The organism is Serratia sp. BNK-4 (assembly GCF_048685115.1).
GTDB classification, from domain to species: Bacteria; Pseudomonadota; Gammaproteobacteria; order Enterobacterales; family Enterobacteriaceae; genus Serratia; species Serratia bockelmannii.
Genome location: NZ_JBLQTM010000001.1, coordinates 1,629,955 through 1,654,885 on the forward strand (window position 1 = coordinate 1,629,955; position 24,931 = coordinate 1,654,885).

Annotated in this window: 26 protein-coding genes; 19 read left to right on the forward strand and 7 right to left on the reverse strand. The window is 60.5% G+C overall.

Annotation, left to right across the window (positions count from 1 at the left end; genetic code table 11):
- Positions 1 to 129: 129 nt before the first annotated feature.
- The 6 genes from pabC to ptsG all read left to right on the forward strand — a co-directional run bounded on the left by pabC (position 130) and on the right by ptsG (position 6,174).
- On the forward strand, positions 130 to 927 hold the full coding sequence (pabC, locus tag ACMGGW_RS07845; RefSeq protein WP_025302413.1) for an aminodeoxychorismate lyase: 798 nt from the start codon (positions 130 to 132) through the stop codon (positions 925 to 927).
- 13 nt (positions 928 to 940) lie between these two features.
- Entirely contained in the window at positions 941 to 1,966 is a 1,026-nt protein-coding gene (gene mltG / locus ACMGGW_RS07850) for an endolytic transglycosylase MltG (RefSeq protein WP_025302414.1), read from the forward strand.
- A complete protein-coding gene (gene tmk, locus ACMGGW_RS07855; protein WP_025302415.1) occupies positions 1,956 to 2,594 on the forward strand; it encodes a dTMP kinase in 639 nt (212 codons plus the stop codon). Before mltG ends, tmk begins: the two co-directional genes overlap by 11 nt.
- Complete coding sequence (gene holB / locus ACMGGW_RS07860; protein ID WP_025302416.1) at positions 2,594 to 3,601, forward strand: DNA polymerase III subunit delta'; 1,008 nt, start codon at positions 2,594 to 2,596, stop codon at positions 3,599 to 3,601. The genes tmk and holB overlap by 1 nt, the downstream gene beginning before the upstream one ends.
- Before the next feature lie 19 nt (positions 3,602 to 3,620).
- The gene (locus tag ACMGGW_RS07865; protein WP_025302417.1) at positions 3,621 to 4,397 is read left to right on the forward strand and encodes a metal-dependent hydrolase; all 777 of its coding nucleotides are present in this window, start codon (positions 3,621 to 3,623) and stop codon (positions 4,395 to 4,397) included.
- A gap of 343 nt (positions 4,398 to 4,740) precedes the next feature.
- Positions 4,741 to 6,174: a PTS glucose transporter subunit IIBC gene (gene ptsG / locus ACMGGW_RS07870; protein ID WP_141997763.1), complete on the forward strand. Its 1,434-nt coding sequence runs from the start codon at positions 4,741 to 4,743 to the stop codon at positions 6,172 to 6,174.
- Between the two features lie 56 nt (positions 6,175 to 6,230).
- On the opposite strand, the gene ACMGGW_RS07875 is transcribed toward ptsG, so the two are convergent.
- A complete protein-coding gene (locus ACMGGW_RS07875; RefSeq protein WP_089180771.1) occupies positions 6,231 to 6,596 on the reverse strand; it encodes a DUF4180 domain-containing protein in 366 nt (121 codons plus the stop codon).
- A gap of 14 nt (positions 6,597 to 6,610) precedes the next feature.
- Positions 6,611 to 7,081: a manganese-binding transcriptional regulator MntR gene (mntR, locus tag ACMGGW_RS07880; RefSeq protein ID WP_025302421.1), complete on the reverse strand. Its 471-nt coding sequence runs from the start codon at positions 7,079 to 7,081 to the stop codon at positions 6,611 to 6,613.
- A 230-nt stretch (positions 7,082 to 7,311) separates the two neighbouring features.
- Here mntR and ACMGGW_RS07885 point away from each other — a divergent pair, with 230 nt between their 5' ends.
- Complete coding sequence (locus ACMGGW_RS07885) at positions 7,312 to 8,616, forward strand: Nramp family divalent metal transporter (RefSeq protein WP_033642695.1); 1,305 nt, start codon at positions 7,312 to 7,314, stop codon at positions 8,614 to 8,616.
- Here the strand turns inward: ACMGGW_RS07885 and ACMGGW_RS07890 are convergent.
- Complete coding sequence (locus ACMGGW_RS07890) at positions 8,608 to 9,531, reverse strand: LysR family transcriptional regulator (RefSeq protein WP_025302423.1); 924 nt, start codon at positions 9,529 to 9,531, stop codon at positions 8,608 to 8,610. The genes ACMGGW_RS07885 and ACMGGW_RS07890 overlap by 9 nt on opposite strands.
- Positions 9,532 to 9,689: 158 nt before the next feature.
- On the opposite strand from ACMGGW_RS07890, the gene ACMGGW_RS07895 reads away from it, so the two are divergent.
- The gene (locus ACMGGW_RS07895; RefSeq protein ID WP_060447386.1) at positions 9,690 to 10,208 is read left to right on the forward strand and encodes a YybH family protein; all 519 of its coding nucleotides are present in this window, start codon (positions 9,690 to 9,692) and stop codon (positions 10,206 to 10,208) included.
- A 51-nt stretch (positions 10,209 to 10,259) separates the two neighbouring features.
- Here ACMGGW_RS07895 and ACMGGW_RS07900 read toward each other — a convergent pair whose 3' ends face one another.
- Entirely contained in the window at positions 10,260 to 11,009 is a 750-nt protein-coding gene (locus tag ACMGGW_RS07900) for an SDR family oxidoreductase (RefSeq protein ID WP_127146653.1), read from the reverse strand.
- Between the two features lie 99 nt (positions 11,010 to 11,108).
- Here ACMGGW_RS07900 and ACMGGW_RS07905 point away from each other — a divergent pair, with 99 nt between their 5' ends.
- Positions 11,109 to 11,486 (forward strand): winged helix-turn-helix transcriptional regulator, encoded by a 378-nt coding sequence (locus tag ACMGGW_RS07905; protein ID WP_197832179.1) that lies wholly within the window; start codon positions 11,109 to 11,111, stop codon positions 11,484 to 11,486.
- On the opposite strand, the gene ACMGGW_RS07910 is transcribed toward ACMGGW_RS07905, so the two are convergent.
- Positions 11,483 to 12,388 (reverse strand): transporter substrate-binding domain-containing protein, encoded by a 906-nt coding sequence (locus ACMGGW_RS07910; RefSeq protein WP_025302427.1) that lies wholly within the window; start codon positions 12,386 to 12,388, stop codon positions 11,483 to 11,485. The two genes, ACMGGW_RS07905 and ACMGGW_RS07910, sit on opposite strands and share 4 nt — an antisense overlap.
- Before the next feature lie 221 nt (positions 12,389 to 12,609).
- Here ACMGGW_RS07910 and hinT point away from each other — a divergent pair, with 221 nt between their 5' ends.
- From hinT to ACMGGW_RS07955, 9 genes are all read left to right on the forward strand, one after another.
- On the forward strand, positions 12,610 to 12,960 hold the full coding sequence (gene hinT, locus ACMGGW_RS07915; RefSeq protein ID WP_004928776.1) for a purine nucleoside phosphoramidase: 351 nt from the start codon (positions 12,610 to 12,612) through the stop codon (positions 12,958 to 12,960).
- 11 nt (positions 12,961 to 12,971) lie between these two features.
- Positions 12,972 to 13,361 carry a YcfL family protein gene (locus tag ACMGGW_RS07920; RefSeq protein WP_025302428.1) on the forward strand — a complete coding sequence of 130 codons (390 nt, stop codon included), beginning with the start codon at positions 12,972 to 12,974 and terminating at the stop codon, positions 13,359 to 13,361.
- A gap of 26 nt (positions 13,362 to 13,387) precedes the next feature.
- Complete coding sequence (gene lpoB / locus ACMGGW_RS07925; RefSeq protein WP_197832178.1) at positions 13,388 to 13,978, forward strand: penicillin-binding protein activator LpoB; 591 nt, start codon at positions 13,388 to 13,390, stop codon at positions 13,976 to 13,978.
- Positions 13,959 to 14,825: a thiamine kinase gene (gene thiK / locus ACMGGW_RS07930; protein ID WP_043141671.1), complete on the forward strand. Its 867-nt coding sequence runs from the start codon at positions 13,959 to 13,961 to the stop codon at positions 14,823 to 14,825. Before lpoB ends, thiK begins: the two co-directional genes overlap by 20 nt.
- Positions 14,826 to 14,863: 38 nt before the next feature.
- Entirely contained in the window at positions 14,864 to 15,883 is a 1,020-nt protein-coding gene (nagZ, locus tag ACMGGW_RS07935; protein ID WP_197832177.1) for a beta-N-acetylhexosaminidase, read from the forward strand.
- A gap of 79 nt (positions 15,884 to 15,962) precedes the next feature.
- Positions 15,963 to 16,505 carry an alpha/beta hydrolase YcfP gene (ycfP, locus tag ACMGGW_RS07940; RefSeq protein WP_015377468.1) on the forward strand — a complete coding sequence of 181 codons (543 nt, stop codon included), beginning with the start codon at positions 15,963 to 15,965 and terminating at the stop codon, positions 16,503 to 16,505.
- Between the two features lie 332 nt (positions 16,506 to 16,837).
- A complete protein-coding gene (locus ACMGGW_RS07945) occupies positions 16,838 to 18,142 on the forward strand; it encodes an NAD(P)/FAD-dependent oxidoreductase (protein ID WP_004928794.1) in 1,305 nt (434 codons plus the stop codon).
- Between the two features lie 357 nt (positions 18,143 to 18,499).
- Positions 18,500 to 19,036 (forward strand): glycine zipper 2TM domain-containing protein, encoded by a 537-nt coding sequence (locus tag ACMGGW_RS07950; protein ID WP_167325016.1) that lies wholly within the window; start codon positions 18,500 to 18,502, stop codon positions 19,034 to 19,036.
- Between the two features lie 264 nt (positions 19,037 to 19,300).
- On the forward strand, positions 19,301 to 19,780 hold the full coding sequence (locus ACMGGW_RS07955) for an RrF2 family transcriptional regulator (RefSeq protein ID WP_025302433.1): 480 nt from the start codon (positions 19,301 to 19,303) through the stop codon (positions 19,778 to 19,780).
- A gap of 64 nt (positions 19,781 to 19,844) precedes the next feature.
- Here ACMGGW_RS07955 and sdeB read toward each other — a convergent pair whose 3' ends face one another.
- Entirely contained in the window at positions 19,845 to 22,988 is a 3,144-nt protein-coding gene (gene sdeB, locus ACMGGW_RS07960; RefSeq protein WP_043141659.1) for a multidrug efflux RND transporter permease subunit SdeB, read from the reverse strand.
- 24 nt (positions 22,989 to 23,012) lie between these two features.
- Positions 23,013 to 24,200, reverse strand: coding sequence for a multidrug efflux RND transporter periplasmic adaptor subunit SdeA (sdeA, locus tag ACMGGW_RS07965; protein ID WP_043141656.1), 1,188 nt, complete (start codon positions 24,198 to 24,200; stop codon positions 23,013 to 23,015).
- 299 nt (positions 24,201 to 24,499) lie between these two features.
- Between sdeA and ACMGGW_RS07970 the strand changes: the two genes are divergently transcribed.
- Positions 24,500 to 24,856 (forward strand): helix-turn-helix domain-containing protein, encoded by a 357-nt coding sequence (locus ACMGGW_RS07970; RefSeq protein WP_025302436.1) that lies wholly within the window; start codon positions 24,500 to 24,502, stop codon positions 24,854 to 24,856.
- Positions 24,857 to 24,931 lie beyond the last annotated feature (75 nt).

Consider the following 24,931-nt stretch of genomic DNA (forward strand, 5'->3'; position numbering starts at 1 on the left):
CTGATGAAAAGCCCGGTTTTTTAACCGGGCTTTTTTACGCCTGGCGTCCGGCCGTCAGCAGGGCTGCGTATTGCCTCGTCGCCTGCTATTCTGCGAGCGTAATGAAATCACCCGGCAACAGGAGGAAGCATGTACTGGATTAACGGACAACGCCACGATGCGCTGGCGCCGAGCGATCGTGGCCTGCAGTTCGGCGATGGCTGCTTTACTACCGCCCGGGTTATCGACGGTAAAATCGAGCTGCTGCCCTGGCATCTGGAGCGGCTGCAGCAAGCGGCACAGAGGCTGATGCTGCCCACTACCGATTGGGCCGCTTTCGAGCGCGAGATGGCTCAGGCGGCCGAATCAATTCCGCTCGGCGTGGTCAAAGCGATACTGACGCGCGGCAGCGGCGGGCGGGGCTACAGCCCGACGGGGTGCGAAAATCCAACGCGCATCGTCGCCCGCAGCAGCTACCCTGCGCATTATTTGCAGTGGCGCGAGCAGGGCATCACGCTTGCGCTCAGCCCGGTGGCGCTGGCGCGCAATCCGCTGCTGGCGGGGTTGAAGCATTTGAACCGCCTGGAGCAGGTGCTGATCCGCGCGCATCTTGACCAGACGGCCGCCGACGAGGCACTGGTGCTTGACACTGCCGGTATGCTGGTGGAATGCTGTGCGGCTAATTTGTTCTGGCGTAAGGGAAAAGCGGTGTTTACCCCGGACCTGAGCCAGGCGGGCGTCGCGGGCCTGATGCGGCGGCGGGTGATCGCGCTGCTGGCGGGCTCGGAATACCGTCTGCACTGCGTCAGCGAACCGCTGGAGACGCTGGCCGATGCCGACGAAGTCCTGGTGAGCAACGCGCTGATGCCGCTGCTGCCGGTAAACGTTGCTCAATCATGGCGTTATCATTCGCGCCAGCTGTATGATTTTTTGCGTCCACACTGTTAACCATGGCTGATTGATGAAGAAAAGAAAGCTGAAGGTCCTGTCTGTTATTGTTGTTCTGGTATTGGCGCTGCTGTTTTGGGGCTACCAGAAGATCGAACGCTTTGCCGATACGCCGCTGGCTATCCAGCAAGAAACCATCTTCAAACTGCCTGCCGGCACCGGCCGGGTGGCGCTGGAAGGATTACTGGTGCGCGATAAACTGGTGCGCAACGGCCGCTGGTTCCAGTGGCTGCTGAAACTGGAGCCGGAGCTGGCGGAGTTTAAAGCCGGTACCTACCGGTTCACGCCGGGCATGACGGTGCGCCAGATGCTGAAACTGTTGGCCAGTGGCAAAGAGGCGCAGTTCACCGCACGCTTTATTGAAGGCTCACGACTGCGTGATTGGCAGCAGGTGCTGCAGCAGTCCAAATACCTGAAACACACCCTGGCGGGCAAGAGCGACGCGGAGATCGCCACAGCGCTCGGTATTGCGGCAGGAGAAACCCCGGAAGGGCATTTGTACCCGGATACCTATCAGTATACCGCCGGCATGAGCGACATCGCGCTGCTCAAACGCGCGCACGTGCGCATGAATAAAGCGCTGCAGGCCGCCTGGGCCGGCCGCGACACCAGCCTGCCGTATAAAACGCCGGAAGAGTTGCTGACCATGGCCTCGATCGTCGAGAAAGAGACCGCGGTGCCGGAAGAGCGTAGCAAGGTGGCGTCGGTGTTCGTCAACCGTTTGCGCATCGGCATGCGCCTGCAGACCGATCCGACGGTGATCTACGGCATGGGCGAAAGCTATAATGGCAACATCACGCGCAAGGATCTGGAGACGCCGACGCCTTACAACACCTATGTGATCGCCGGCCTGCCGCCAACGCCGATCGCCATGCCGGGCGAGGCCTCGTTGCAAGCGGCCGCCAATCCGGCCAAAACGCCATATCTCTATTTTGTCGCCGACGGCAAGGGTGGGCATACCTTCACCACCAATCTGGCGAGCCATAACCAGGCGGTGCGCGTGTACCGTCAGGCGTTAAAGGAAAAGAATGAAAAGTAAATTCGTTGTAATCGAAGGGCTGGAAGGCGCGGGCAAAACCACAGCGCGTGACACGGTAGTCAATGTGCTGCGCGAACATGGCATCAACGACATCGTTTTCACCCGCGAACCGGGCGGCACACCGCTGGCGGAGAAGCTGCGCGAACTGTTCAAACGCGGCATCGACGGCGAATTGCCGACCATCAAGGCCGAAGTCTTGATGCTGTACGCTGCGCGCGTGCAGCTGGTGGAAACCGTGATCAAACCCGCCCTCGCGCGTGGTGCCTGGGTGGTGGGCGACCGCCACGATCTCTCTTCACAGGCTTACCAGGGCGGCGGCCGCGGTGTGGACCCACAGCTGATGAGCTCGCTGCGCGACACCGTACTGGGGGATTTCCGCCCGGATTTGACGGTTTATCTCGATCTGCCTCCGCTGGTCGGCTTGCAACGCGCACAGGCGCGCGGCCAGCTGGATCGCATCGAACAGGAGGCGCTGCCGTTCTTCGAACGCACCCGCGCTCGCTATCTTGAGCTGGCGGCGCAGGATGAAACGATCGTTACCGTTGACGCCGCCCAGCCGCTGGAACAGGTGACCGCGGCGATCCGCGACTGCGTCGGCCACTGGCTGCGGCAGCAGGAAGGCGCATAATGAACTGGTACCCGTGGCTGAATGGCCCTTATCGCCAGCTGATTGGGCAGTACGCCGACGGTCGCGGCCACCATGCGCTGCTGCTGCATGCGGCGGCGGGCAATGGTGACGATGCGCTGGCCTACGGCCTGAGCCGTTGGTTGATCTGCCAACAGCGCAACGGCGAAAAAAGCTGCGGCGAGTGCCACAGCTGCCGGCTGATGCTGGCGGGGAATCACCCGGATTATCACGTGCTGGCGCCGGAAAAGGGCAAGAGCAACCTGGGTATCGAACCGATCCGCCAGGTGATTGAAACGCTGTACGCCCACGCGCAGCAGGGCGGCGCCAAGGTGATTTGGCTGCCGCAGGCGGAACAGTTGACCGAGGCGGCGGCCAACGCACTGCTTAAAACGCTGGAAGAGCCGCCGGAGAAAACCTATTTTCTGCTGGGTTGCCGTGAGCCGTCGCGGCTGATGGCGACGCTGCGCAGCCGCTGTCTTTATTGGCATTTGGCCAGCCCGGATGAGCAGCTCAGCCTGCAGTGGCTGGGCCGGCAGGCGGCCGGTTCTCAGACAGACCGCCTCACGGCGCTGCGCCTGCACGACGGCGCGCCGCTGGCCGCCGAACAGCTGTTACAGCCGCAGCAGTGGCAACAGCGCAGCGCCCTGTGCACCGCGTTGAGCGCCGCGCTGCCGCAGCGCGATATGCTGTCGCTGTTGCCGGTGCTGAACCATGAAGATGTCGCCGAGCGCCTGCACTGGTTGTGCGCGCTGTTGGTGGACGCGATGAAGTGGCAGCAGGGCGCGCATCACTATGTATTGAATCAGGATCAGCAACCACTGGTGCATCAGCTGGCCAGCGTGCTGAGCAGCGCCTCGCTGCAGCAGATCGTGCAGCAGTGGCTGACCTGCCGCCATCAGCTGCTCAGCGTGGTGGGTGTCAATCGCGAGCTGCTGCTGACCGAACAGTTACTTCGCTGGGAACAGATGCTTGGCGCCGCCGGCTATTCCCACCCTCATTCGCTGTAAAGTAAAAGAGTTAAAAATTATGTTGTTAGTCGATTCTCATTGCCACCTTGACAGTCTGGATTATCAAACGCTGCATCAGAATGTGGACGATGCGCTGGCCAAAGCCAAAGCGCGCGACGTCGGCTATGTGCTGGCGGTCGCCACCACGCTGCCGGGCTACCGTTCCATGACCGAGCTGATCGGCGAGCGCAACGATGTGGCTTTCTCCTGCGGGGTGCATCCGCTCAATCTGGAAGAGGGGTATGATTACGCCGAGCTGCGTCGCCTGGCGGCGGCGGAGCAGGTGGTAGCGCTGGGAGAGACCGGGCTCGATTACTTCTACCAGAAAGACAATCTTGAGCTGCAGCAGGACTCTTTCCGCGAACATATCCGCATTGGCCGGGATCTGAACAAGCCGGTGATCGTCCATACCCGCGATGCGCGCGCGGACACGCTGGCGATCCTGCGTGAAGAGAACGCACAAGACTGCGGCGGCGTGCTGCACTGCTTCACTGAAGATTTGACCACGGCCGAAGCCTTGCTGGATCTGGGCTTCTACATCTCCTTCTCCGGCATCGTCACCTTCCGCAACGCCGAACAGCTGCGTGAAGTGGCGCGCTACGTGCCGCTGGATCGCATTCTGGTGGAAACCGACTCGCCTTATCTGGCGCCGGTGCCGCATCGCGGTAAAGAAAACCAACCCGCCTATGTGCGCGATGTGGCTGAATACATGGCGGTATTGAAGGGCGTCAACCTGGAACAGCTGGCCGAAGCCACCACCGCCAACTTTTCACGCTTATTTCACCTCGATCTGTGATCTTTGACCTAGGCTATAGCTGTAGGTCATTGTCTGCGTAATTTTTTTTAAGCTCGTAATTAATCACTGAAACGGGTAAGGTTCCCTCCCGTTTCAGGGGGATTGGTGCGTGTTTTTTGGCCGGCTTTGCCAAAAAACGGCCGGTTTATGCAAAGTTGCCGCGGCTCGATCATCGAAACGTGATTGTCATCAAACATTGCGCAGGCTATTTATTTTACTCTGCGTAATAAATTCAAGGGGTGCTCAGACACCCTGAATTGCAGGGGTTTTTCTCCCCCCCTTGCAGCGCGACCAATCGCGACAAGAAGTAGCAAAGCATTATTACTCAGGAGCACACTCAACTATGTTCAAGAACGCATTTGCAAACCTGCAAAAAGTAGGTAAATCGCTAATGCTGCCGGTGTCCGTGTTGCCTATCGCAGGTATCCTGCTGGGCGTCGGTTCCGCCAACTTTAGCTGGCTACCTGCGGTAGTCTCCCACGTGATGGCGGAAGCGGGCGGTTCGGTCTTCGCCAACATGCCGCTGATTTTCGCCATCGGCGTCGCCTTGGGCTTCACCAACAACGACGGCGTTTCCGCGCTGGCGGCGGTGGTGGCTTACGGCATCATGGTGAAAACCATGGCGGTGGTTGCGCCGCTGGTGCTGCACCTGCCGGCTGAAGAGATTGCGGCCAAACACCTGGCGGATACCGGTGTGCTCGGGGGGATTATCTCCGGTGCCATCGCGGCCTATATGTTCAACCGCTTCTTCCGCATTCAACTGCCGGAATACCTGGGCTTCTTTGCCGGTAAGCGCTTCGTGCCGATCATTTCCGGTCTGGCGGCGATCGTTCTGGGCGTAGTGCTGTCCTTCATCTGGCCACCGATTGGTACGGCTATACAGACCTTCTCGCAGTGGGCGGCTTATCAGAACCCGGTCGTGGCCTTCGGCATTTACGGCGTGGTTGAGCGTGCTCTGGTGCCGTTCGGTCTGCACCACATCTGGAACGTACCATTCCAAATGCAAATTGGTGAGTTCACCAACGCGGCGGGCCAGGTATTCCACGGTGATATCCCTCGCTACATGGCGGGTGACCCAACCGCGGGTAAACTGTCCGGCGGCTTCCTGTTCAAAATGTACGGTCTGCCTGCTGCGGCCATCGCCATCTGGCACTCGGCCAAGCCGGAAAACCGCGCGAAAGTCGGCGGCATCATGATCTCCGCCGCGCTGACCTCGTTCCTGACCGGTATCACCGAGCCGATCGAGTTCTCCTTCATGTTCGTCGCGCCGATCCTGTACGTGATCCACGCTATCCTGGCCGGCCTGGCGTTCCCAATCTGTATCCTGTTGGGCATGCGTGACGGCACCAGCTTCTCGCACGGCCTGATCGACTTTATCGTACTGAGCGGCAACAGCAGCAAAATCTGGCTGTTCCCAATCGTCGGCATCGTCTACGGTCTGGTGTACTACACCATCTTCCGCGTGCTGATCGCCAAACTGGATCTGAAAACCCCTGGCCGTGAAGACAGCGCTGCCGAGCAGACTGCGCAGGGCGGTTCCGAAATGTCCGCGGCACTGGTTCAGGCCTTCGGCGGTAAAGAAAACATCACTAACCTGGATGCTTGCATCACCCGTCTGCGCGTCAGCGTGGCCGACGTGTCCAAAGTTGACCAGGCGGGCCTGAAGAAACTGGGCGCAGCCGGCGTAGTCGTCGCTGGCTCCGGCGTGCAGGCCATCTTCGGCACCAAGTCCGACAACCTGAAAACCGATATGGACGAATACATCCGTAATCACTGATTCAGGCAGGGGAGTTATCAAGGGAGGCGAAAGCCTCCCTTTTTTATTGCCTGCCGTCAGGTACCAAGCCGCTGTTCGAGCTCGGCGAGAGAAGGAAGGAACCAGATCTGTTCGCCGCGATTGGCTTCACGCACAAAATCTTGCAGCGCGCAGCTTTGCGCCAGCCAGGGGGTGATATCACCCAGCAGCGTCACGCGCAGGCGGTAGTTGATGAATTTCTGCAATACGGCGCCGGCCACGCCGCTTCTTAGCTGGAAGAAGGCGGCGTCGAGGCGGTTGACGGGGAGGGCAATCATCCCGGCCTCGTGTTCAAAAGCGGGCGCGATAAACAGGCTGACGTCGTTTTCGTCTTTCAACAGCGGCCCGGCTTCGGCGAAAACCACCAGGCGCAGGCCATGAACGTGCTGCACGGCGTAGCTCATCGGCGCCCCGGGAGTCAGGGTTTGACGTGTTGCTGCAAGTAATGCTCGAACACCGCCAGCGTTTCGTCCGAGATATGGTGTTCAATCCCTTCGCTGTCCAGCTCGGCAGTTTCGCTCGGCACCCCGAGGCACATCAGCAGATCGACCACAATGCGGTGACGGCGGCGCACCTTCTGCGCCAGCTGCTCGCCTTCCTCGGTTAAAAACACCCCGCGATAAGGGCGCGATTCCACCAGCCCGGCGCTTTTGAGCCGCGCGATATTTTTGATCGCCGTCGGGTGAGAGACGCCGAAGCGGCGCGCGATATCGGTGGTTCTGGCTTCACGGGTGCTTTGCAGCAAATCGGCGATCAGCTCAACGTAATCTTCGATCAGCGCATTGGACTGCGCTTCGCGGGCGCGGCTAAAACGCAGGGCGTGCTCGGCCTCGTCCGGCATGTCGGTCTGGGCGGGGCGGTCGGCGTTATCTGGCGCGCGGGTAACCATAGCGTGGGGCGTCCTGTAAGCATAAAAATGGCGTCTCCCGGCAATGCGGGGAGGGTTGCCCTAAGTTAGTCCAAATAGCACACATTATCAATTCGATGCCACGCATTGTGGTAGTTAGAAATATCTCTACACAAAGCCCATTAATTTCGCCTGTTGCATAAAGTGTAGCCGATGCTACATTGTCAGCATGATCGGTGGAAAAATAACCAGCAAAAGATTAAGGGTACTTCATGCGAGACGCGGCAACTCCCTCATCGTTAACCGAACGGACCAACATTGCGATTGGTGCCGCCCTTGCCGGGCGCAAGCGCGGCGCTTTTACGCCGCTGCTGTTCGCCGGCCCGGCGGTGATTGCCTCTATTGCCTATATGGACCCCGGTAACTTCGCCACCAACATCCAGGCCGGGGCGAAATACGGCTACAGCCTGCTGTGGGTGGTGGTGATGGCCAACCTGATCGCCATGCTGTTCCAGGCGCTGTCGGCCAAGCTCGGCATCGTCACCAACCGCAATCTGGCGGAGATGTGCCGCGATCAGTTTTCGCGGCCGGTAGTGATCGGCATGTGGCTGCTTAGCGAAGTGGCGGCGATGGCCACCGATCTGGCGGAGTTTCTCGGCGGTGCGATCGCGCTGGCGCTGCTGTTCCACATGCCGCTGCTGGCGGGGATGGGGGTGACGGCGGTGATCACCTATGCGCTGTTGATGGTGGAAAAGAAAGGTTTCCGGCCGGTCGAGCTGATGATCGGCGGCCTGGTAGGCATCATCGCGCTGTGCTACCTGGTGGAGATGTTCATTGTGCCGGTGGACTGGCAGGCGGCCGGGATCGGCATGGTGACGCCGCAACTGCCGGATGCCCAGGCGCTGACCATCGCCGTCGGCATTATCGGCGCCACCGTGATGCCGCACGCCATTTTCCTGCACTCGGGGCTGACCCAGCACCGCAGCCCGGCCAGCGACAACGGCGAGCGGCGCAAGCTGCTGCGTTTCTCCAATATTGAGGTGGTGATCGCGCTGGCGCTCGCCGGGCTGGTGAATATCGCGATGGTGATCATGGCCTCGAGCGCTTTCCACGCCGGTAACAGCGACGTGGCCGAAATTGGCACCGCCTACCATACGCTGACGCCGCTGTTCGGCGCGGCCGCCGCCGGTATCTTCCTGGCGTCGCTGATCGCCTCTGGCATTTCCAGTTCGGTGGTGGGCACCATGGCCGGGCAAATGATCATGCAGGGCTTCGTCGGTTTCCGTATTCCGGTGTGGGTGCGCCGCCTGGTCACCATGGTGCCGGCGTTTATCGTGGTGGCGATGGGCGTCAACGCCACCGACGCGCTGGTCTACAGCCAGGTGGTGCTGAGCCTGGCGCTGCCGGCGCCGATGATCGCGCTGGTGATGTTCACCCGTCGCCGTGACATCATGGGCGAGTTTGCCAACGGCCGCTGGACCAGCCTGGCGGCAGTGGTCGGCACGGTGGTGATCGTGCTGCTTAACGTGGTGTTGCTGTTGCAGACTTTCGGCGTCGATATCCCTGGGTTAGGGTGAGACGCGGGATCGGGGCCCGGCGAATTTGTTGGCGAACAGTTCGCTGATGAAGTCGACGAAAACCCGAATTTTATGGCTGCGATCCCGCAGGCGCGGATAGAGAATATTGATCGGTGCCCCTGTGGGCGCCCACTCCTGCAGTATCGGTTCCAGTTCGCCTGCCTTCAGATAGTTTTCCAGCGTGCAGTCCAGCAAGTAAACCAGGCCGAGGTGGTTCCTGGCCACCTCGCACAGCGATTGTGAATGGTTGAAACTCAGCAGCGGGCTGGGCGCCAGACGGTAGCGCTCGTCACCACGAATGAACTGCCAGTCGTCCGCCGCCGCCGCGCCTGAACGGATAAATCCCAGCCGCTGATGCTGTTGCAGCTGTTCCGGGTGTTCCGGCCGGCCATGGCGCGCAAAATAATCGGGAGACGCACAGCACAAATAGCGTGGTTGCAGCAATTGACGGCTGACCATCTCGGGTATGTGGCCGGCGCCGATGCGAATAAATACGTCGGCGCGATCTTCCGCCGGATTGACCAGGCGATCGCTAACCGACACGCTGAGCTGCAATTCCGGGTATTGCGCCAAAAAAGCCGGGAGCGCCGGAGCGATATGCATGCTGCTGAGCATCGTGGCTATCTCGACCCGCAGCGGTCCTCGCGGTTGTTCAAAATCGCCCGACATGTCGTTTTTCAGCCGGTCAAACTGCTGCAGGATGTCTTGTGCGGTGCGATAGCAACGCTCCCCGGCGCTGGTCAGCGAGAAGCGCCGGGTTGAACGCTTGAACAGGGGTTGCCCGAACTGTTTTTCAAGCTGATTGATGCTGTATGTGACGCTGGCCGGGGAGAGCCCCATTTTGGTTGCCGCCTGGCTGAACCCCTCCATTTCCACCACCTGGCAGAATACGCGCAGCGCGTGCAGTTCATTCATGTTAACGGCTTCCATTATTTAAATTATTAAAAGAGTATTTTTAAATATGCCGGCTGTCAATTTGACGCAGCATTGGATAATTTATTTTCAGCGTTTTTATTTATCTGAAATCGCATCCTGTATTGCCATAATGAAATAATGCCGAAGAGGATATTTATATGAAAAAATTAACTGCCGTATTGTTATTGGCGGGCGCGGGCTTGTGCGGCCAAACTTATGCCGCAAGCAGCGAGGCCGCATCGCAAAGTTACAGGGTTTCCGCAGAAGCGGGCGTCGCGGCCGAACAGAAGGCGGTGTATGAGCTGATAAACCGCTACCAGACAGCGCTTAACGCCGGCGATACGCAAACGATTTTGTCACTTTTTGCGCCAGAAAGTTACTCACAATGGAACGAAAAACCGACGGCGGACAGCAATGAAAAGCGCCGCCAACAATATGATGACTTATTTAAAAACGAGAAATTTGAAACAGAGTTTGCTTATGACAGCGTCAACGTGAACGGGAATATGGCCTATGTGCGCACGCACCATCATCGCGGCGCAACGGTTACCCGAATAAGCGACGGTGCTACCCTGATCGATTTAAACCGTGAAGTATTTGTATTGGAGAAACAGCAGGGCCAATGGAAGATCGTGGTCTACACCTTTAATACCAACCCGATTCAAGGGGTGAGCTGAGAGGGACAGATAAAGGCCGCGCAAGCGGCCTTCTTAGGGTGTCGCGCGCGGTTACAGGTTCCCCACGCCGCCATCCATCTGCAGCTCCGCGCCGACCATAAACGCCGACTCATCCGCCGCCAGAAACACCGCCGCTTTGGCCAGCTCCAGTGCGCTGCCCATGCGGCCGATCGGCACTAGCGCGCGGATATCGTCGCGCAATGCCCGTTCATCCGCTTCCGTCAGCCCCAATTTTCCCAGCGCCGGGGTTTCGGTCGGGCCGGGGCTGAGGCCGTTGACGCGAATGCCGCGCGCGTGCAGCTCGCCGGAGAGCGTTCTGGCCAGAGATAACAAACCGGCTTTGCTGGCGGCGTAGGCGCTGCTTTGCGGCAGACCGATATGGGCGCTGACCGAACCACACAGGATCACCGAGGAAGGGGTGGCCAGCAGCGGTAGCAGCGCCTGGATCAGAAAGAACGGCCCCTTCAGGTTGATGTCCATCAGCCGCTGGTAGCTCTGCTCATCCCACTCCTGCAGCGGGCGGTGCGTGACGTCGCCGGCGTTAACGTACAGCACGTCCAGCCGCGGCCACCGTTGCTCCAACTGCTGCGCCAGCGCACGTTGCTGTGGGATGTCGCCGGCGTCGCTCAGCAGCAACAGCGCGTTGCCCGCCAATGCCTGGCCCGCCGCGTCCAGGGCACGTTGGCTGCGGCCGGTGATCGCCACCGTTGCGCCCTCTGCGATGAATTGGCGGGCGGTTTCCAGCCCGATGCCGCTGGTGCCGCCGGTGATCAATGCGTATTTGCCTTGCAGTCGTGACATAACCGATTCCTCTTTAATGTCTGTTACGGCATTATTTGCGCTATGGTTCCTTTTGCATAGTAGGCACCTTTTGGATACTAAAGGACGAGGTGGGATGAAATGACGGCGCGCGCGCCCTCAGCGGCGAAAAATAATTTGTCGGCGTTGCCGACGGCGGGCGAATCCTGCCCGATGGTGGACTTCGTCAATCTGGTGTCGGGCAAATGGGCGATACCCATCCTGTACCGGCTGATTATGATCGATGGCCCGGTGCGATTCAGCGAGCTGCAGCGGGCGGTGGCGCCCATTGCGCAAAAAGAGCTGACGCGCCAGCTGCGGCTGTTCGAGCAGCGCGGTCTTGTGACGCGGCAGGTGTATCCCGAAGTGCCGCCGCGGGTGGAGTACCAGGTCACCACGCTCGGCAAATCGCTGCGGCCGACGCTGGACTCGCTGGCCGAGTGGATGCGCCGACATGCCCCGCAGCTGATCGGTAGCTAGTCGCCGATGCCCGGCGGGTTGATGGTTGAGCGCTCGACCTTTTCGTCGCCTTCGCCCCAGCGTTCCAGCACCTGCGCATATTCGCCGCTGACGATCGCGCCATTGATCGCGGCGTTGACGGCGTTCACCAACCCGTTGCCTTTTTTGGTGGTGACCGCGACGTAGGCCACGTTGGGGCCGATGCCGACCATTTTGGTTTTGCCGGTCAGCGCCGCCTTGTAGGCGCCGGTGGAGTGGGGGCCGAAGAACGCATCGGCGCGCCCGGACTGAATGCTGAGGTTGGTGGCGGCGTCGTCGGTCACGTAGATCGGCTGTACCGGCGGCAGCCCGGCGGCGCGATTCTGCTTATCCCATCCCAGCAGAATGTTTTCCTGATTGGTGCCGGATCCGACGATGATCCGCAGCCCGGCTACGTCCTGCGGGCGATTGATCGAGGTGATATGGCTGGTGGATTTGACGTAAAAGCCCAGCGTGTCCACCCGGTAGGTGGCGAAGTCGAATTTGGTTTTACGCTGTTTGGTGACGGCGATGTTGAAGATCGCCGCATCGTATTTGCCCGCGCTGATGCCCAAGGGCCAATCTTCCCAGGAGGTGGGCACCAGATTCAGCTCCAGCCCGAGGCTGTCGGCCACCAGGCGGGCGATGTCCGGATCGCTGCCGATCAGCGTTTTATTGTCTTCGGCGAACAGCGCCAGCGGCGGGGAGTTCTCGAATGCTACCGCCACCGTCAGCTTGCCGGGCACCGCGAAGTGAAAGTTCGCCGGGATCAGCGCGATAGCCGCCGGGTTTTTCTCCGTGCGTATCGGCTCTCGGTTAGCCTGCAGGTCGATACCGCCCGTCGTGGCCGCCTGCACGGCAGCGCTCAGCAACAGCGCGCACAGCGCCGCAATCTTCAGTGGCATAGTGCCCTCTATCCTTTGTTAATCATGGGGTTACTATTGGCGGCGGCGCGGGGCAAGTAAAGCAACAATAGTGAATAACCAAAGTGAAAAGATGCACAAGCGGGGCGACGGCCTGCGCGAATCTGCAGCACTCGACGTGGAAAGTGCGCAATCAGGTTGAAAGCAGTAGAATTTGTCACTCATACTGCGTACAGCTAATTGTGTAAAACAAGGAACGCCAGATGGCCGAAGAAACGATTTTCAGTAAAATTATCCGCCGCGAAATCCCTGCTGATGTGGTTTACCAGGATGAACTGGTCACCGCTTTCCGTGACATCTCCCCCCAGGCGCCTACCCATGTGCTGATCGTTCCCAACGTGCTGATCCCAACCGTCAACGACGTGACCGTCGAGCACGAAGCCGCGCTGGGCCGCATGATCACCGCCGCGGCGAAGATCGCCGAACAGGAAGGCATCGCCGAGGACGGCTACCGCCTGATCGTCAACTGTAACCGCCACGCCGGTCAGGAGGTCTATCATATTCATATGCACCTGGTCGGTGGCCGCTCGCTGGGGCCGCTGCTGTCACGTTAAGCGAGGAAATCATGCGCGGTAAAAAAACTCTGCGTTGTCTGATGGCGTTGGCGCTGCCCGCCGCGTTGCTGATGGGGTGCAGTTCGCCATCCGGCATCGCGGTTAACCGGGGGCAAACGGTGGTGATGGATCCTTCGGTGCTGACCGCCGGCATTTTTGCCGATACGCCCTCTGTCTCGAACGCTTCCGGCCGGGTGATGGCGACTTCGGTGCTCAATAACAGCCAACCGACGCCGGTCACCGTGCATTATCGTTTCTATTGGTACGACGCGCAGGGGCTGGATATTCGCCCCTTCGAGAAACCGCGTGAGATCGTCGTGGCGCCTAACTCGGACGCCAAAATCTACTCGATTAACGGTAATCTGGAAGCTAAAAGCGCGCGTCTGTATCTGTACCTGTAAGCGCTTGCCAGGTTTGGAGAAAAAGCATGAAAAAGTACGTCTTAGTGGCGCTGGCCGCATTCACCCTGAGCGGCTGTCTGTCGCGTCCGCCTGAGCCGGATCAGCCGTTGCCGCCGGTCACCGTCGAACCAGAACAGCCGACGCCGCCGGTCGAGCAGCCGCAGCCGCCAACTACCGAGCCGGTGCCGCAGCCGCCGAAAATCCAGCAGCTCGACTGGCTGGGCAGCGTTCAGCCGCTGGTGAATCAGATGTTGAAGGCCGATGGCGTCACGGCCGGCAGCGTGCTGCTGCTGGACAGCGTCAAGAACAACACCAACGGCTCGCTGCAGATGGGCAAAGCCACCGCGGCGCTGTATAAGGCGCTGGCGTCGAACTCCACCTTCAGCGTGGTGCCGGAAGCGAAGCTGACCAGCGCCAGACAAATGCTGGGCCTGTCGGCGGATGACAGCTTCGGCTCGCGCAGCAAGGCGATTGGCCTGGCGCGCATCGTCGGTGCGCAGTACGTGCTGTACAGCGACGTCAGCGGCGACGTGAAGTCGCCGGCGTTGGATATGCAGCTGATGCTGGTGCAAACCGGCGAGATCGTCTGGTCGGGCAATGGCGCCGTTAAACGCTGAGGCCGCGCTGCGACGATTGATGGAAACCAGACTGCCGGCGGTGAATACCGCCGGTTGTCATTTCAGCCCGGTGCAGGGGCTGACCGGCGAGAGCTGGCGTATCGACGGTTCGGGCATCACGCTGCTGGCGCGACAAAACAGCGCGGAGAAACGCGCGCTGGGCGTGAGCAGGCGGCGGGAGGCGCAGGTCCTGAGGCGCTGCGCGCCGGGGCTGGGGCCACGGGTTTTCGCGCAGAATAATCAGTGGCTTGTCCTCGAATGGCTCGAAGGTGACGTCGTCACAGAAGCTGAGTTTGACAGGCTGAATCAGCGCGGCGAGCTGGCGGCGATGGCGGCGACGCTGCACCGGCGGCCGCTCAGTGGTTACCGGTTGGATCTGCGGCGGCAGTTCCGCCGCTACTGGCAGCAGCTGGATACGCGGCGTTTAACCCCCGCCTGGCTGAGTTGGCAGCGTCATTTCTTACGCTGCGCGCCGCCGCGGCCATTACGCCTGGCGCCGCTACACATGGACATCCATCCGGGCAATTTGCTCGCGACCGGCGAGGGGCTGCGGCTGATCGACTGGGAGTATGCCGCCGACGGCGATGTGGCGTTGGATATCGCCGCGCTGTTTCGCGGCAACGGCTGGGCGGCGGAGGCGCAGCAGCGCTTTTTGCAGCACTACGCGCGTCAGGGCTATCACGACGTCGCCCGGCTGCAGGCGCAGGTGCAGCGCTGGCTGCCGTGGGTGGATTATCTGATGCTGCTGTGGTTTGAAGTGCGCTGGCAGCAGAGCGGCGACGCCGAATTTTTGCGCTGGGGCGCGGCGCTGCGCCGGCGATTCTGTTTATCATCATCCGAATTCTGAATGAACAATAATGAAGTGAGGTGCCCGTGGGCCCAGTAATGCTAGATGTCGCCGGCTACGAGCTGGATGCAGAAGAACGCGAGATTTTGAAACATCCGCTGGTTGGTGGATTGATCTTGTTTACCCGCAACTTCCACGATGCGGAGCAGCTGCGTGAGCTGGTGCGCCAGATCCGCGCCGAATCGCACGATCGGCTGGTGGTGGCGGTAGATCAGGAAGGCGGGCGCGTGCAGCGCTTCCGCGAGGGCTTCACCCGTCTGCCGGCGGCGCAGTCGTTTGCCGCGTTGCACAATGCGCAGGAAGGCGGCCGTCTGGCGCAGGAGGCCGGCTGGCTGATGGCGGCGGAAATGATCGCGCAGGATATCGACATCAGCTTTGCGCCGGTGCTGGACATCGGCCACGGCAGCGCGGCGATCGGCGAACGTTCGTTCCACAGCGATCCGCAGCAGGCGTTGGCGATGGCGGAACGCTTCATCCTCGGCATGCACAGCGCCGGCATGAAAACCACCGGTAAACACTTCCCGGGGCACGGCGCCGTCAGCGCCGATTCGCACAAGGAAACGCCGCGCGATCTGCGGCCGCTGGCGCAGATCCGCGAGCACGACATGGCGATCTTCCGCGAGCTGATCAACCGTCAGCTGTTGGACGCCGTCATGCCGGCTCACGTCATCTATACTGAAGCGGACCCGCGTCCGGCCAGCGGCTCGCCTTACTGGCTGCAGCAGATCCTGCGTCAGGAGCTGGGCTTCGACGGCGTGATTTTCTCCGACGATCTGTCGATGGAAGGTGCCGCCATCATGGGCAGCTATGCCGAACGCGGCCAGGCGGCGCTGGATGCCGGTTGCGACATGATCCTGGTGTGCAACCACCGCGAAGGCGCGGTCAGCGTGTTGGATAACCTGTCCCCGGTCAAAGCAGAGAAGGTGAAGCGGTTATATCATCGCGGTCAGTTCACCCGTCAGGAACTGCGCGACTCCGAGCGCTGGCAGCAGGCGCACAAGGCGCTCAGCGCGCTGAGCGAACGCTGGGAGGAGCACAAGCAGCGTTCGCAAGGGTGAATCCAGGTGCCGCACCGCGGCGCAGAGCGGAAATGATGAGGGCCGCGCCCGCGGCCCTTGGCTTGTTGCGAGGATCCACATGATTATCTATTTGCACGGCTTCGATTCCACCAGCCCCGGCAATCATGAAAAGGTGTTACAGCTGCAGTTTATCGATCCGGACGTGCGCTTTATCAGCTACAGCACGCTGCATCCGCGTCACGACATGCAGCATCTGTTGAAAGAGGTGGACAAGGCGGTGCAGCAGGGCGGCGACGCGCATCCGTTGATCTGCGGGGTCGGCCTCGGCGGTTTCTGGGCAGAGCGCATCGGCTTCCTGTGCGGCATTCGCCAGGCGATGTTCAATCCCAATCTGTACCCGGAAGAACACATGCACGGCAAGATAGACCGGCCGGAAGAGTATCGCGATATCGCCACCAAGTGCGTGGAGGATTTCCGCGAGAAAAATCGCGATCGCTGTCTGGTGGTGCTGTCGCGTCACGACGAGGTGCTGGATAACCGGCGCAGTGCCGAATTGCTGCATCACTACTACGAAATCGTCTGGGATGAACAGCAGACGCACAAGTTCAAAAACATCTCGCCGCATCTGCAGCGGCTCAAGGCGTTCAAGGCGCTGGGTTAACAGTTTCATAACGCTGCCGCGAGCCGCTCTCCCCGTTTTTCACCGACGGAAAGTGCGGCTTTTTTGTGCGACAAAGCCAGATTTGGCGTGGCAATCGGCAAAATTTAAAACTGTGACTCAGCGCTAACTATTTGAATCACAATCCCCAAAAAATCCCCTCGTCCAGCCTTTAACCAAAAAAAATTGATGTACGTCAATTTTGGTATGACCAAATAACCTCACATGCTATTCTGGCTTCAGAGAGCCGATTTATTTTACGCGAACCCTATGTATTCTAAGGATATTATTTATTTACCCTGGGATAACAAATGGTTCACATTTAGGGGGTTATTTTGACAACGCCAAAGAAGAAAATCGTTATTGTTGGCGGCGGCGCCGGTGGTCTGGAGCTGGCGACCAGCCTGGGCCATAAACTTGGCCGCAAGAACAAAGCGGAGATCACGCTGGTGGATCGCAACCACAGCCATTTGTGGAAACCGCTGTTGCACGAAGTGGCAACCGGTTCCCTCGATGACGGCGTGGATGCGCTCAGCTACCTGGCGCACGCGCGCAATCACCATTTCAGCTTCCAGCTGGGGTCGTTGACCAACATCAACCGCGAAACGCAAACGCTGCAGCTGGCGCAGATCTGCGACGAGCAGGGCGGCGAGCTGGTGCCGGCGCGCGAATTGCCGTACGACATCCTGGTGATGGCGCTGGGCAGCACCTCGAACGATTTCGGTACGCCGGGCGTGAAAGAGCACTGCATCTTCCTGGATAACCCACATCAGGCACGTCGTTTCCACAACGAAATGCTCAACCTGTTCCTGAAGTTCTCGGCGCAGCCGGGGCAAAAAGAGCGGGTCAACATCGCTATCGTCGGCGGCGGCGCCACCGGCGTTGAGCTGTCCGCCGAACTGCACAACGCGGTGAAGCAGCTGCACAGCTACGGTTTCGAAGGCCTGGACAACAGCGCGCTCAACGTGACGCTGGTGGAAGCCGGCGAGCGCATTCTGCCGGCGCTGCCGCCGCGCATTTCCGCTGCTGCGCACCAGGAACTGATCAAACTGGGCGTGCGCGTGCTGACCAACACCATGGTGACCAGCGCGGACGCCAAAGGCCTGAACACCAAGGGCGGCGAGTTTATCGACGCCGATCTGATGGTGTGGGCGGCCGGCATCAAGGCGCCGGACTTCATGAAGGATATCGGCGGCCTGGAAACCAACCGCATCAACCAACTGGTGGTGGAGCCGACGCTGCAGACCACGCGCGATCCGAACATCTTCGCCATCGGCGACTGCGCCTCCTGCCCGAAAGAGGGCGGCGGTTTCGTGCCGCCGCGCGCCCAGTCGGCGCACCAGATGGCCTCGCGCTGCGCCACCAATATCCTGGCGCTGATGAACGGCCAGACGCTGAAGCCTTACGTGTACAAAGACCACGGTTCGCTGGTGTCGCTGTCGCGCTTCAGCACCGTCGGCAGCCTGATGGGCAACCTGATGCGCGGCTCGATGATGGTGGAAGGGCGCATCGCGCGCTTCGTTTACATCTCGCTGTACCGCATGCACCAGGTGGCGCTGCATGGCTACATCAAAACCGGCCTGATGATGCTGGTGGGCGGCATTAACCGGGTGATCCGTCCGCGTCTGAAGATGCACTGATCCCGCCTTTGTCGACCAACCCGCGCCGGTTCGCCCGCGCGGGTTTTTTTATGGCAGCGCGAGGCGAGCGGCGGCGGTTGCTTGATTCTTCAGCATAAGCTGTCGCCGATATGGGTAAAATTCTTAAGATTCCTCCTAAACAACGGGAAAACAGCCGTTTTCCCGCATTTTTGGTCCCCTTGTCTTATTGCGGGTCCTCAGATCATTGTGCAGACTTTATCTCGTTTACAGACGGCGCGTCGCGCACGCCGTAAACCGGGATACCGCAAGCCGCCCATGCGCAAAATAATAAGCGCGGTGCCATGCCGGTAACAGACCCCGGAAAAAATGCGTGGTAACACTTTCAGGAGGTTTCCTGTGAACAAGTCAATGTTAGCCGGTGTTGGAATTGGTGTCGCTGCCGCTCTGGGGATTGCCGCGGTAGCCAGCCTCGACGTCTTTTCTGCCGGTCCGCAATATGCGCAGGTGCTCGCCGCAACGCCGATAAAAGAAACCATCAAAACGCCGCGTCAGGAATGCCGCAACGTCACCGTGACGCACCGTGCACCGGTGCAGGATGAAAACCGCATCGCCGGTTCTGTGTTGGGCGCAGTGGCGGGCGGCGTGATCGGCCACCAGTTCGGCGGCGGTCGCGGGCGCGACGTGGCGACCGTGGTAGGCGCACTGGGTGGCGGCTATGCCGGTAACCAGGTGCAAGGGGCGATGCAGAACAACGACGTCAGCACCAGCGTTCAGCAGCGTTGCAAAACGGTCTACGACAAGTCCCAGAAAATGCTGGGCTATGACGTGACCTACAAGATCGGCAATCAGCAGGGCAAGATCCGCATGGATCACGATCCGGGCACGCAAATCCCGTTGGATAAAAACGGCCAGCTGGTGCTGAACAGAGCCTGATCGCCACATTCGAATTAAACCCGCGGGCAGTGTTAGTTCTGATCGTTTAACCCGGTTAAGCGAGTGGCGTTAACATTGACGCGGGTTTCTGTTTTTTGCCTGTCTAAGAATTTGCGATCGTTCTAATGTCTGCGTGCGATATCACTGGGCAAAACTTCAAAAAAGCCCCCGCGTTTGTTATATTATTGTGCAATTAAGCGGTGTTATCGGCGCCAATCGCCACACCGGTCAAACCCGAGTATTTCGTCTCGCAGAGATAACGACATGTTAGATTTTCGCTTTCCGACAGCGTTGCAAATGGTCCTTAGCGTCGCCGTAGCTGAAAAGCAGGGCATGCGTTCGACAAGCGCCACCCTCGCCGCCGCTCTGGAAGCCAACCCCAGCTTTATCCGCAAACTGATGGTCCCGCTGACCAAAGACGGCATCATCGTTTCCACCCTGGGCCGAAACGGCTCTATCCACCTCGGCCGCCCGGCGGAAGAGATCACCCTGCGGGACATCTACCTGGCGGTGATCGACGACAAGCGCATCTGGGCTTCCCGTCCTGAAGTGCCGGCTCGCTGCCTGGTGAGCGCCAACGCCTGCTGGTATTTCAAGTCGGTGGTAAACGAGGCCGAACAGGCTTCGCTTGCGGTGCTGGCGCGCCACACCGTGGCCGATTCGCTGGCCGAACTGGAGCGGGGCGACAAGCGCGCCTGTGCGGAGTACGCCGCTGCGCAAGAGGCTGAAACCGCCGATAAATAATCGCGGTTCGCATGCATAAAAAAAGTCGGGCAATGCCCGACCTTTTTGCATGTTAAGACGATGATTACGCCGTCTGCGGCTGTGCCTTGCGTGCCACCAGGCGGCGCAGGGTGACGTAGAACACCGGCGTCAGGAACAGCCCGAACAGCGTGACCCCCAGCATGCCGGAGAACACCGTGATGCCGGTGACGCCGCGCACTTCGGCGCCGGCGCCGTGGCCGAGGATCAGCGGGATGGTGCCGGCGATGAAGGCGATGGAGGTCATCACGATCGGGCGCAACCGCAGGCGACAGGCTTCCAGCGCCGCTTCGACGATGCCTTTGCCCTGCATTTCCAGCTCGCGGGCGAACTCGACGATAAGAATGGCGTTCTTACAGGCCAGCCCCATCAGAACGACCAACCCGACCTGCACGAACACGTTGTTGTCGCCACCGGTCAACCATACGCCGAACAGCGCCGACAGCATGGTCATCGGCACGATCAGGATCACCGCCAGCGGCAGCGTCCAGCTTTCATACAGCGCCGCCAGCGCGAGGAACGCCAGCAGCACCGCTACCGGGAACACCACCAGCGCGGCGTTGCCCTGGGTCGATTGCTGATAGCTCAGATCGGTCCACTGAATGTTCATGCCGTTCGGCAACAGCTTATCGGCCATCTGCGTCAGCGCACCCATCGCCTGGGTAGAGGAGAGCACGCGCGGGTCGGCATCGCCGATCAGGTCCGCCGCCGGGAAGCCGTTATAACGGATCACCGGATCCGGGCCGTAGGTGGTGCCGATGCTGACCATGCTGCCGATCGGCACCATTTCGCCCTTGTCGTTGCGGGTACGCAGGTTGGCGATGTCTTCCACGCTGTCGCGGAACTGGCCGTCGGCCTGCGCCATCACCTTCCAGGTGCGGCCATAGCGGTTGAAGTCATTGATGTAAGACGAACCGAGGTAGGTTTGCAGCGTGCTGAACAGCGCATTGAGCGGCACCCCCTGCGCCTTGGCCTTGTCGCGATCGATTTTGGCGTCCAGCTGCGGCACGTTAGCCTGATAGGAGGAGATCGGGAACCCCATGCCCGGCGTTTGCATAATGGCGCCGGACATCGTGTTGATCGCCGTCTGCAGCGCGCCGTAACCCAGTCCGCCGCGATCTTGCACGTACAGCGAATAGCCGGAACCCTGGCCGATGCCGAGGATCGGCGGCGGCATGATCGAGAAGGCGAAACCTTCCTGGATCTGCGAAATGCGCGCGTTGATCTCGGCGTTGATCTGCGCCGCGGTGCGAGTACGGGTGCTCAATGACTCCAGCGCGAAGAATACCGTGCCGGTATTCGGCGTATTGGTGAACTGCAGCGCGTTCAGGCCGGGGAAGGCCACCGCATCGGTGACGCCGTCCACGCTCATACCGATGGCGCTCATCTTGCGGATCACCGCATCGGTGCGCTCCAGCGAGGCGCCTTCCGGCATCTTCACGCCGCCAATCAGATACAGCTTGTCCTGCGTCGGGATAAAGCCGCCGGGCACGGTCTTAAACATCACCCCGGCGGCGGCCAGCAGCAGCAGGTAAACGACGAACACCGCGCCGCGTCGGCCCAGCACGCGGGACACCCCGTGCTGGTAACGCTGCGAACCGCTGGCGAAGAAGCGGTTGAACGGCCGGAACAGCCAGCCGAACAGCCGGTCGATCAGGCGCGACGGCATATCTTTCGGCGCGCCGTGCGGTTTCAGCAAGCGCGCCGCCAGCGCCGGCGACAGGGTCAGCGAGTTGATGGCGGAGATCACCGTCGAGATGGCGATGGTGACGGCGAACTGCTTGTAGAACTGGCCGGTGACGCCGGAAAGGAACGCCATCGGTACGAACACCGCGCACAGCACCACGGCGATGGCGATGATCGGGCCGGAGACCTCGCGCATCGCTTGGTGCGCCGCCGCCAGCGGCGACAGCCCCTCTTCGATATTGCGCTCGACGTTCTCCACCACCACGATGGCGTCATCCACCACAATACCGATCGCCAGCACCAGCCCGAACAGGCTGAGGGTGTTGAGCGAGAAGCCGAGCAGATACAGTGCGGCGAAGGTGCCGACCACGGAGATCGGCACCGCCAACAGCGGAATGATCGACGCGCGCCAGGTCTGCAGGAACAGAATGACCACCAGCACCACCAGGATCACCGCTTCCAGCAGGGTATCCACCACCGCGCGGATCGAATCGCGCACGAACACCGTCGGATCGTACGGCGCTTTCCAGCTCATGCCGTCCGGGAAGCGGGTTGCCAGCTCGGCCATCTTGCCGCGCACCGCGTCCGACAGCTCGATGGCGTTGGCGCCCGGCGACTGGAAGATGCCGATACCAACCGCATCCTTGTTATTGAGCTGGGCGCGCAGCGCGTAGCTGCCGGAACCCATTTCGATGCGCGCCACGTCGCGCAGCCGCACAATCTCGCCGTTGTCGCCGCTTTTGAGGATGATGTTGCCGAACTCTTCTTCGGTTTGCAGGCGGCCCTGGGCGTTGATAGACAGCAGATAGTCGCTGCGCGTCGGCATCGGTTCCGCGCCCAGCTGGCCGGCGGAGACCTGCACGTTCTGCTCCTGCATGGCGCTCACCACGTCGGAGGCGGTCAGCCCGCGCGCGGCAACCTTGTTCGGATCGAGCCAGATGCGCATCGCGTATTCACCGGCGCCGAAGATCTGCACCTGGCCGACGCCCGGCAGACGGGCCAGCTCGTCCTTGACCTTCAGGGTGGCGTAGTTGCGCAGGTAGAGCGAATCGTACTTGCCGGAAGGCGAGACCAGATGCACCACCAGCGTCAGCGCCGGAGACTGTTTCTGAGTGGTGATGCCCTGGCGGCGTACGTCTTCCGGCAGGCGCGCTTCGGCCTGCGCCACGCGGTTTTGCACCTGCACCTGCGCTTGATCGGGATCGGTGCCGGGGCGGAAGGTGACGGTGGTCACCAGCACGCCGTCGGAGCCGGCGACCGATTTCATGTACATCATGTTTTCGACGCCGTTGATCGCTTCTTCCAGCGGCGTGGCCACCGTTTCAGCGATCTCTTTCGGGTTGGCGCCCGGGTATTCTGCGCGCACCTGCACGCTGGGCGGCACCACATCCGGGTATTCGCTGATCGGCAACAGCGGGATGGCGATCGCCCCGGCGACAAAAATCAGTATCGACAGCACCGCGGCAAAGATCGGCCGGTCGATGAAAAAACGGGAAAAGTCCATGGGTCAGAAGTCTCGGCTGGGAGCTTAGTTAAGTGCGGAAGCGGTAGTGGTCATCGCGACGCTTTTCGCGTCGACCGGCATGCCCGGCATAAACACTTTCTGCATGCCGTCGACGATCACCCGATCGCCGTTTGCCAACCCTTTCTGCACGATGCGCAATCCTTCGGCCATGCGGCCCACGTCGATGTCGCGGCGCTGTGCCTTACCGTCTTTATCGACGATGTAAACGAACTTGCGGTTTTGGTCGGTCATCACCGCTTTATCGTCGATCAGCATGGCGTTGAACTCGGCGCTGCCGGGCATCTGCACGCGGGCGAAAAGCCCCGGCGTGAAGCGACGATCGCGGTTGTCGAGCAGGGCGCGCATGCGGATGGTGCCGGTACCGGCGTTCAGTTGGTTATCGGTGAAATCCACCAGCCCCTGATGCGGGGTGCCGTCTTCACCCACCAGGCCAACTTTCACCGGCAGGCGGGCATCGTGCCGGCCCTGCTGCTGATAGCGCAGGAAGGTGGCTTCATCCACGTCGAAATAGACGTAAACCTTATCGAGCGACACCAGCGTCGTCAGCACGCTGGCGCTGTCGCCAGCGGTGACCAGGTTGCCGGCGGTGATCATCGCGCGGCTGGCGCGTCCATCGATCGGCGCGGTGACGCGAGTAAAGTCGAGATTAAGCTGCGCCATATCGAGCTGAGCCTGCGCCGCCAGCACGTTGCTTTGCGCCTGTGCGGCGGACGAACGACGCTGTTCCCACACCTCTTGCGAGATGGCCTGGGTGCCGATCAGCTTCTCGGTGCGCGAAGATTCGCTGCGCGCCAGGGTTGCCTGATTGCGCGCTCGCACCAGCTCGGCCTGCGCCTGTTCGCGCGCGGCGCGGTAGGTGCGATCGTCAATGGTGAACAGCACCTGGCCTTTCTTCACCTCGTCGCCTTCGGTGTAGTTGACCCGCTCGATGTAGCCGGAAACTCGCGGGCGCAGCTGTACGCTTTGCACTGCTTCGACCCGGCCATTGAACGCATCCCACTGGCTGATCGGTTTGACCACCACGCTGGCGGCGCTGACCACCGGCGGCGGTGGCGGGGCGTTGTGCGCGACGCTGTTGTCACACCCGGCGAGCAGGGCGGCCAGCAGCGCCACCCCGGAGAGCCGCTGGCCCAGAGCGAAGGCGCGCGTGCGGCCGCCGGCGTTGAACGATGAGTTTGGTTGATTTGCCATTATTTTTATTCCGATAAGTAAGCGCTGTCTGGCCCCATACCCAGCCCTGTTTTCCGGGCTTTCCCTTCATGTATGCCTGCGTTCGGCGGAAGGGGCGTTGTGCCTTGTTATGGCCCAACGTTAGGTTTTGAAACATATTGGTGTCACATTAATGTATCAATATCGGTTACATTAATTGGGTGGAGTATAGAGGCGGCTTTCTGGTAAATGCAATAATAAAAATTGCATTTAAAGCGAAACTGTTGCAACGTATGTGCATCGGGCAGAGGGGGACCCTGCCGAATGATGGGAGCATCAGCATGAACACGACGGGTTTCATTACCGATTTGAAGACGTGGATCGACAACAATCTGGAAGAAAAACTGGATATCAACACCGTAGCGGACCGCGCGGGCTACTCCAAATGGCATCTGCAGCGCATGTTCAAGCGCCAGACCGGCTACGCGTTGGGGGAGTATATCCGTATGCAAAAATTGAAGGTGTCGGCGGAGCGTTTGGCCAACAGCGGTGAACCGATTGTCAGCGTGGCGATCTCGCTCGGCTTCGACTCACAGCAGTCGTTCAACCGCAGCTTCAAGCGCCAGTTCGGCCAAACGCCGGGTGACTGGCGCCGTGCGTTGGCGCAGCCAACGTCGGTGAGATGCACGCACCACTGATCGGTTGGGCAGTGGGGATAAAAAAGCCTGAATTTGCGTTCGGGCTTTTTTGTCAGTGACAGGATTCTATCTATT

What these genes read in the sequence shown, in the direction of transcription:
- sdeB (WP_043141659.1), bottom strand. Translation starts at nt 22,988, where the DNA reads ATGGACTTTTCCCGTTTTTTCATCGACCGGCCGATCTTTGCCGCGGTG.
- ACMGGW_RS07955 (WP_025302433.1), top strand. Translation starts at nt 19,301, where the DNA reads ATGTTAGATTTTCGCTTTCCGACAGCGTTGCAAATGGTCCTTAGCGTC.
- ACMGGW_RS07920 (WP_025302428.1), top strand. Translation starts at nt 12,972, where the DNA reads ATGCGCGGTAAAAAAACTCTGCGTTGTCTGATGGCGTTGGCGCTGCCC.
- ACMGGW_RS07910 (WP_025302427.1), bottom strand. Translation starts at nt 12,388, where the DNA reads ATGCCACTGAAGATTGCGGCGCTGTGCGCGCTGTTGCTGAGCGCTGCC.
- mntR (WP_025302421.1), bottom strand. Translation starts at nt 7,081, where the DNA reads ATGGTTACCCGCGCGCCAGATAACGCCGACCGCCCCGCCCAGACCGAC.
- thiK (WP_043141671.1), top strand. Translation starts at nt 13,959, where the DNA reads ATGGCGCCGTTAAACGCTGAGGCCGCGCTGCGACGATTGATGGAAACC.
- ACMGGW_RS07885 (WP_033642695.1), top strand. Translation starts at nt 7,312, where the DNA reads ATGCGAGACGCGGCAACTCCCTCATCGTTAACCGAACGGACCAACATT.
- ACMGGW_RS07865 (WP_025302417.1), top strand. Translation starts at nt 3,621, where the DNA reads ATGTTGTTAGTCGATTCTCATTGCCACCTTGACAGTCTGGATTATCAA.
- hinT (WP_004928776.1), top strand. Translation starts at nt 12,610, where the DNA reads ATGGCCGAAGAAACGATTTTCAGTAAAATTATCCGCCGCGAAATCCCT.
- nagZ (WP_197832177.1), top strand. Translation starts at nt 14,864, where the DNA reads ATGCTAGATGTCGCCGGCTACGAGCTGGATGCAGAAGAACGCGAGATT.
- ACMGGW_RS07890 (WP_025302423.1), bottom strand. Translation starts at nt 9,531, where the DNA reads ATGAATGAACTGCACGCGCTGCGCGTATTCTGCCAGGTGGTGGAAATG.
- ACMGGW_RS07875 (WP_089180771.1), bottom strand. Translation starts at nt 6,596, where the DNA reads ATGAGCTACGCCGTGCAGCACGTTCATGGCCTGCGCCTGGTGGTTTTC.
- pabC (WP_025302413.1), top strand. Translation starts at nt 130, where the DNA reads ATGTACTGGATTAACGGACAACGCCACGATGCGCTGGCGCCGAGCGAT.
- ptsG (WP_141997763.1), top strand. Translation starts at nt 4,741, where the DNA reads ATGTTCAAGAACGCATTTGCAAACCTGCAAAAAGTAGGTAAATCGCTA.
- lpoB (WP_197832178.1), top strand. Translation starts at nt 13,388, where the DNA reads ATGAAAAAGTACGTCTTAGTGGCGCTGGCCGCATTCACCCTGAGCGGC.
- holB (WP_025302416.1), top strand. Translation starts at nt 2,594, where the DNA reads ATGAACTGGTACCCGTGGCTGAATGGCCCTTATCGCCAGCTGATTGGG.
- ACMGGW_RS07905 (WP_197832179.1), top strand. Translation starts at nt 11,109, where the DNA reads ATGACGGCGCGCGCGCCCTCAGCGGCGAAAAATAATTTGTCGGCGTTG.
- ACMGGW_RS07895 (WP_060447386.1), top strand. Translation starts at nt 9,690, where the DNA reads ATGAAAAAATTAACTGCCGTATTGTTATTGGCGGGCGCGGGCTTGTGC.
- mltG (WP_025302414.1), top strand. Translation starts at nt 941, where the DNA reads ATGAAGAAAAGAAAGCTGAAGGTCCTGTCTGTTATTGTTGTTCTGGTA.
- sdeA (WP_043141656.1), bottom strand. Translation starts at nt 24,200, where the DNA reads ATGGCAAATCAACCAAACTCATCGTTCAACGCCGGCGGCCGCACGCGC.
- ACMGGW_RS07900 (WP_127146653.1), bottom strand. Translation starts at nt 11,009, where the DNA reads ATGTCACGACTGCAAGGCAAATACGCATTGATCACCGGCGGCACCAGC.
- ycfP (WP_015377468.1), top strand. Translation starts at nt 15,963, where the DNA reads ATGATTATCTATTTGCACGGCTTCGATTCCACCAGCCCCGGCAATCAT.
- tmk (WP_025302415.1), top strand. Translation starts at nt 1,956, where the DNA reads ATGAAAAGTAAATTCGTTGTAATCGAAGGGCTGGAAGGCGCGGGCAAA.
- ACMGGW_RS07970 (WP_025302436.1), top strand. Translation starts at nt 24,500, where the DNA reads ATGAACACGACGGGTTTCATTACCGATTTGAAGACGTGGATCGACAAC.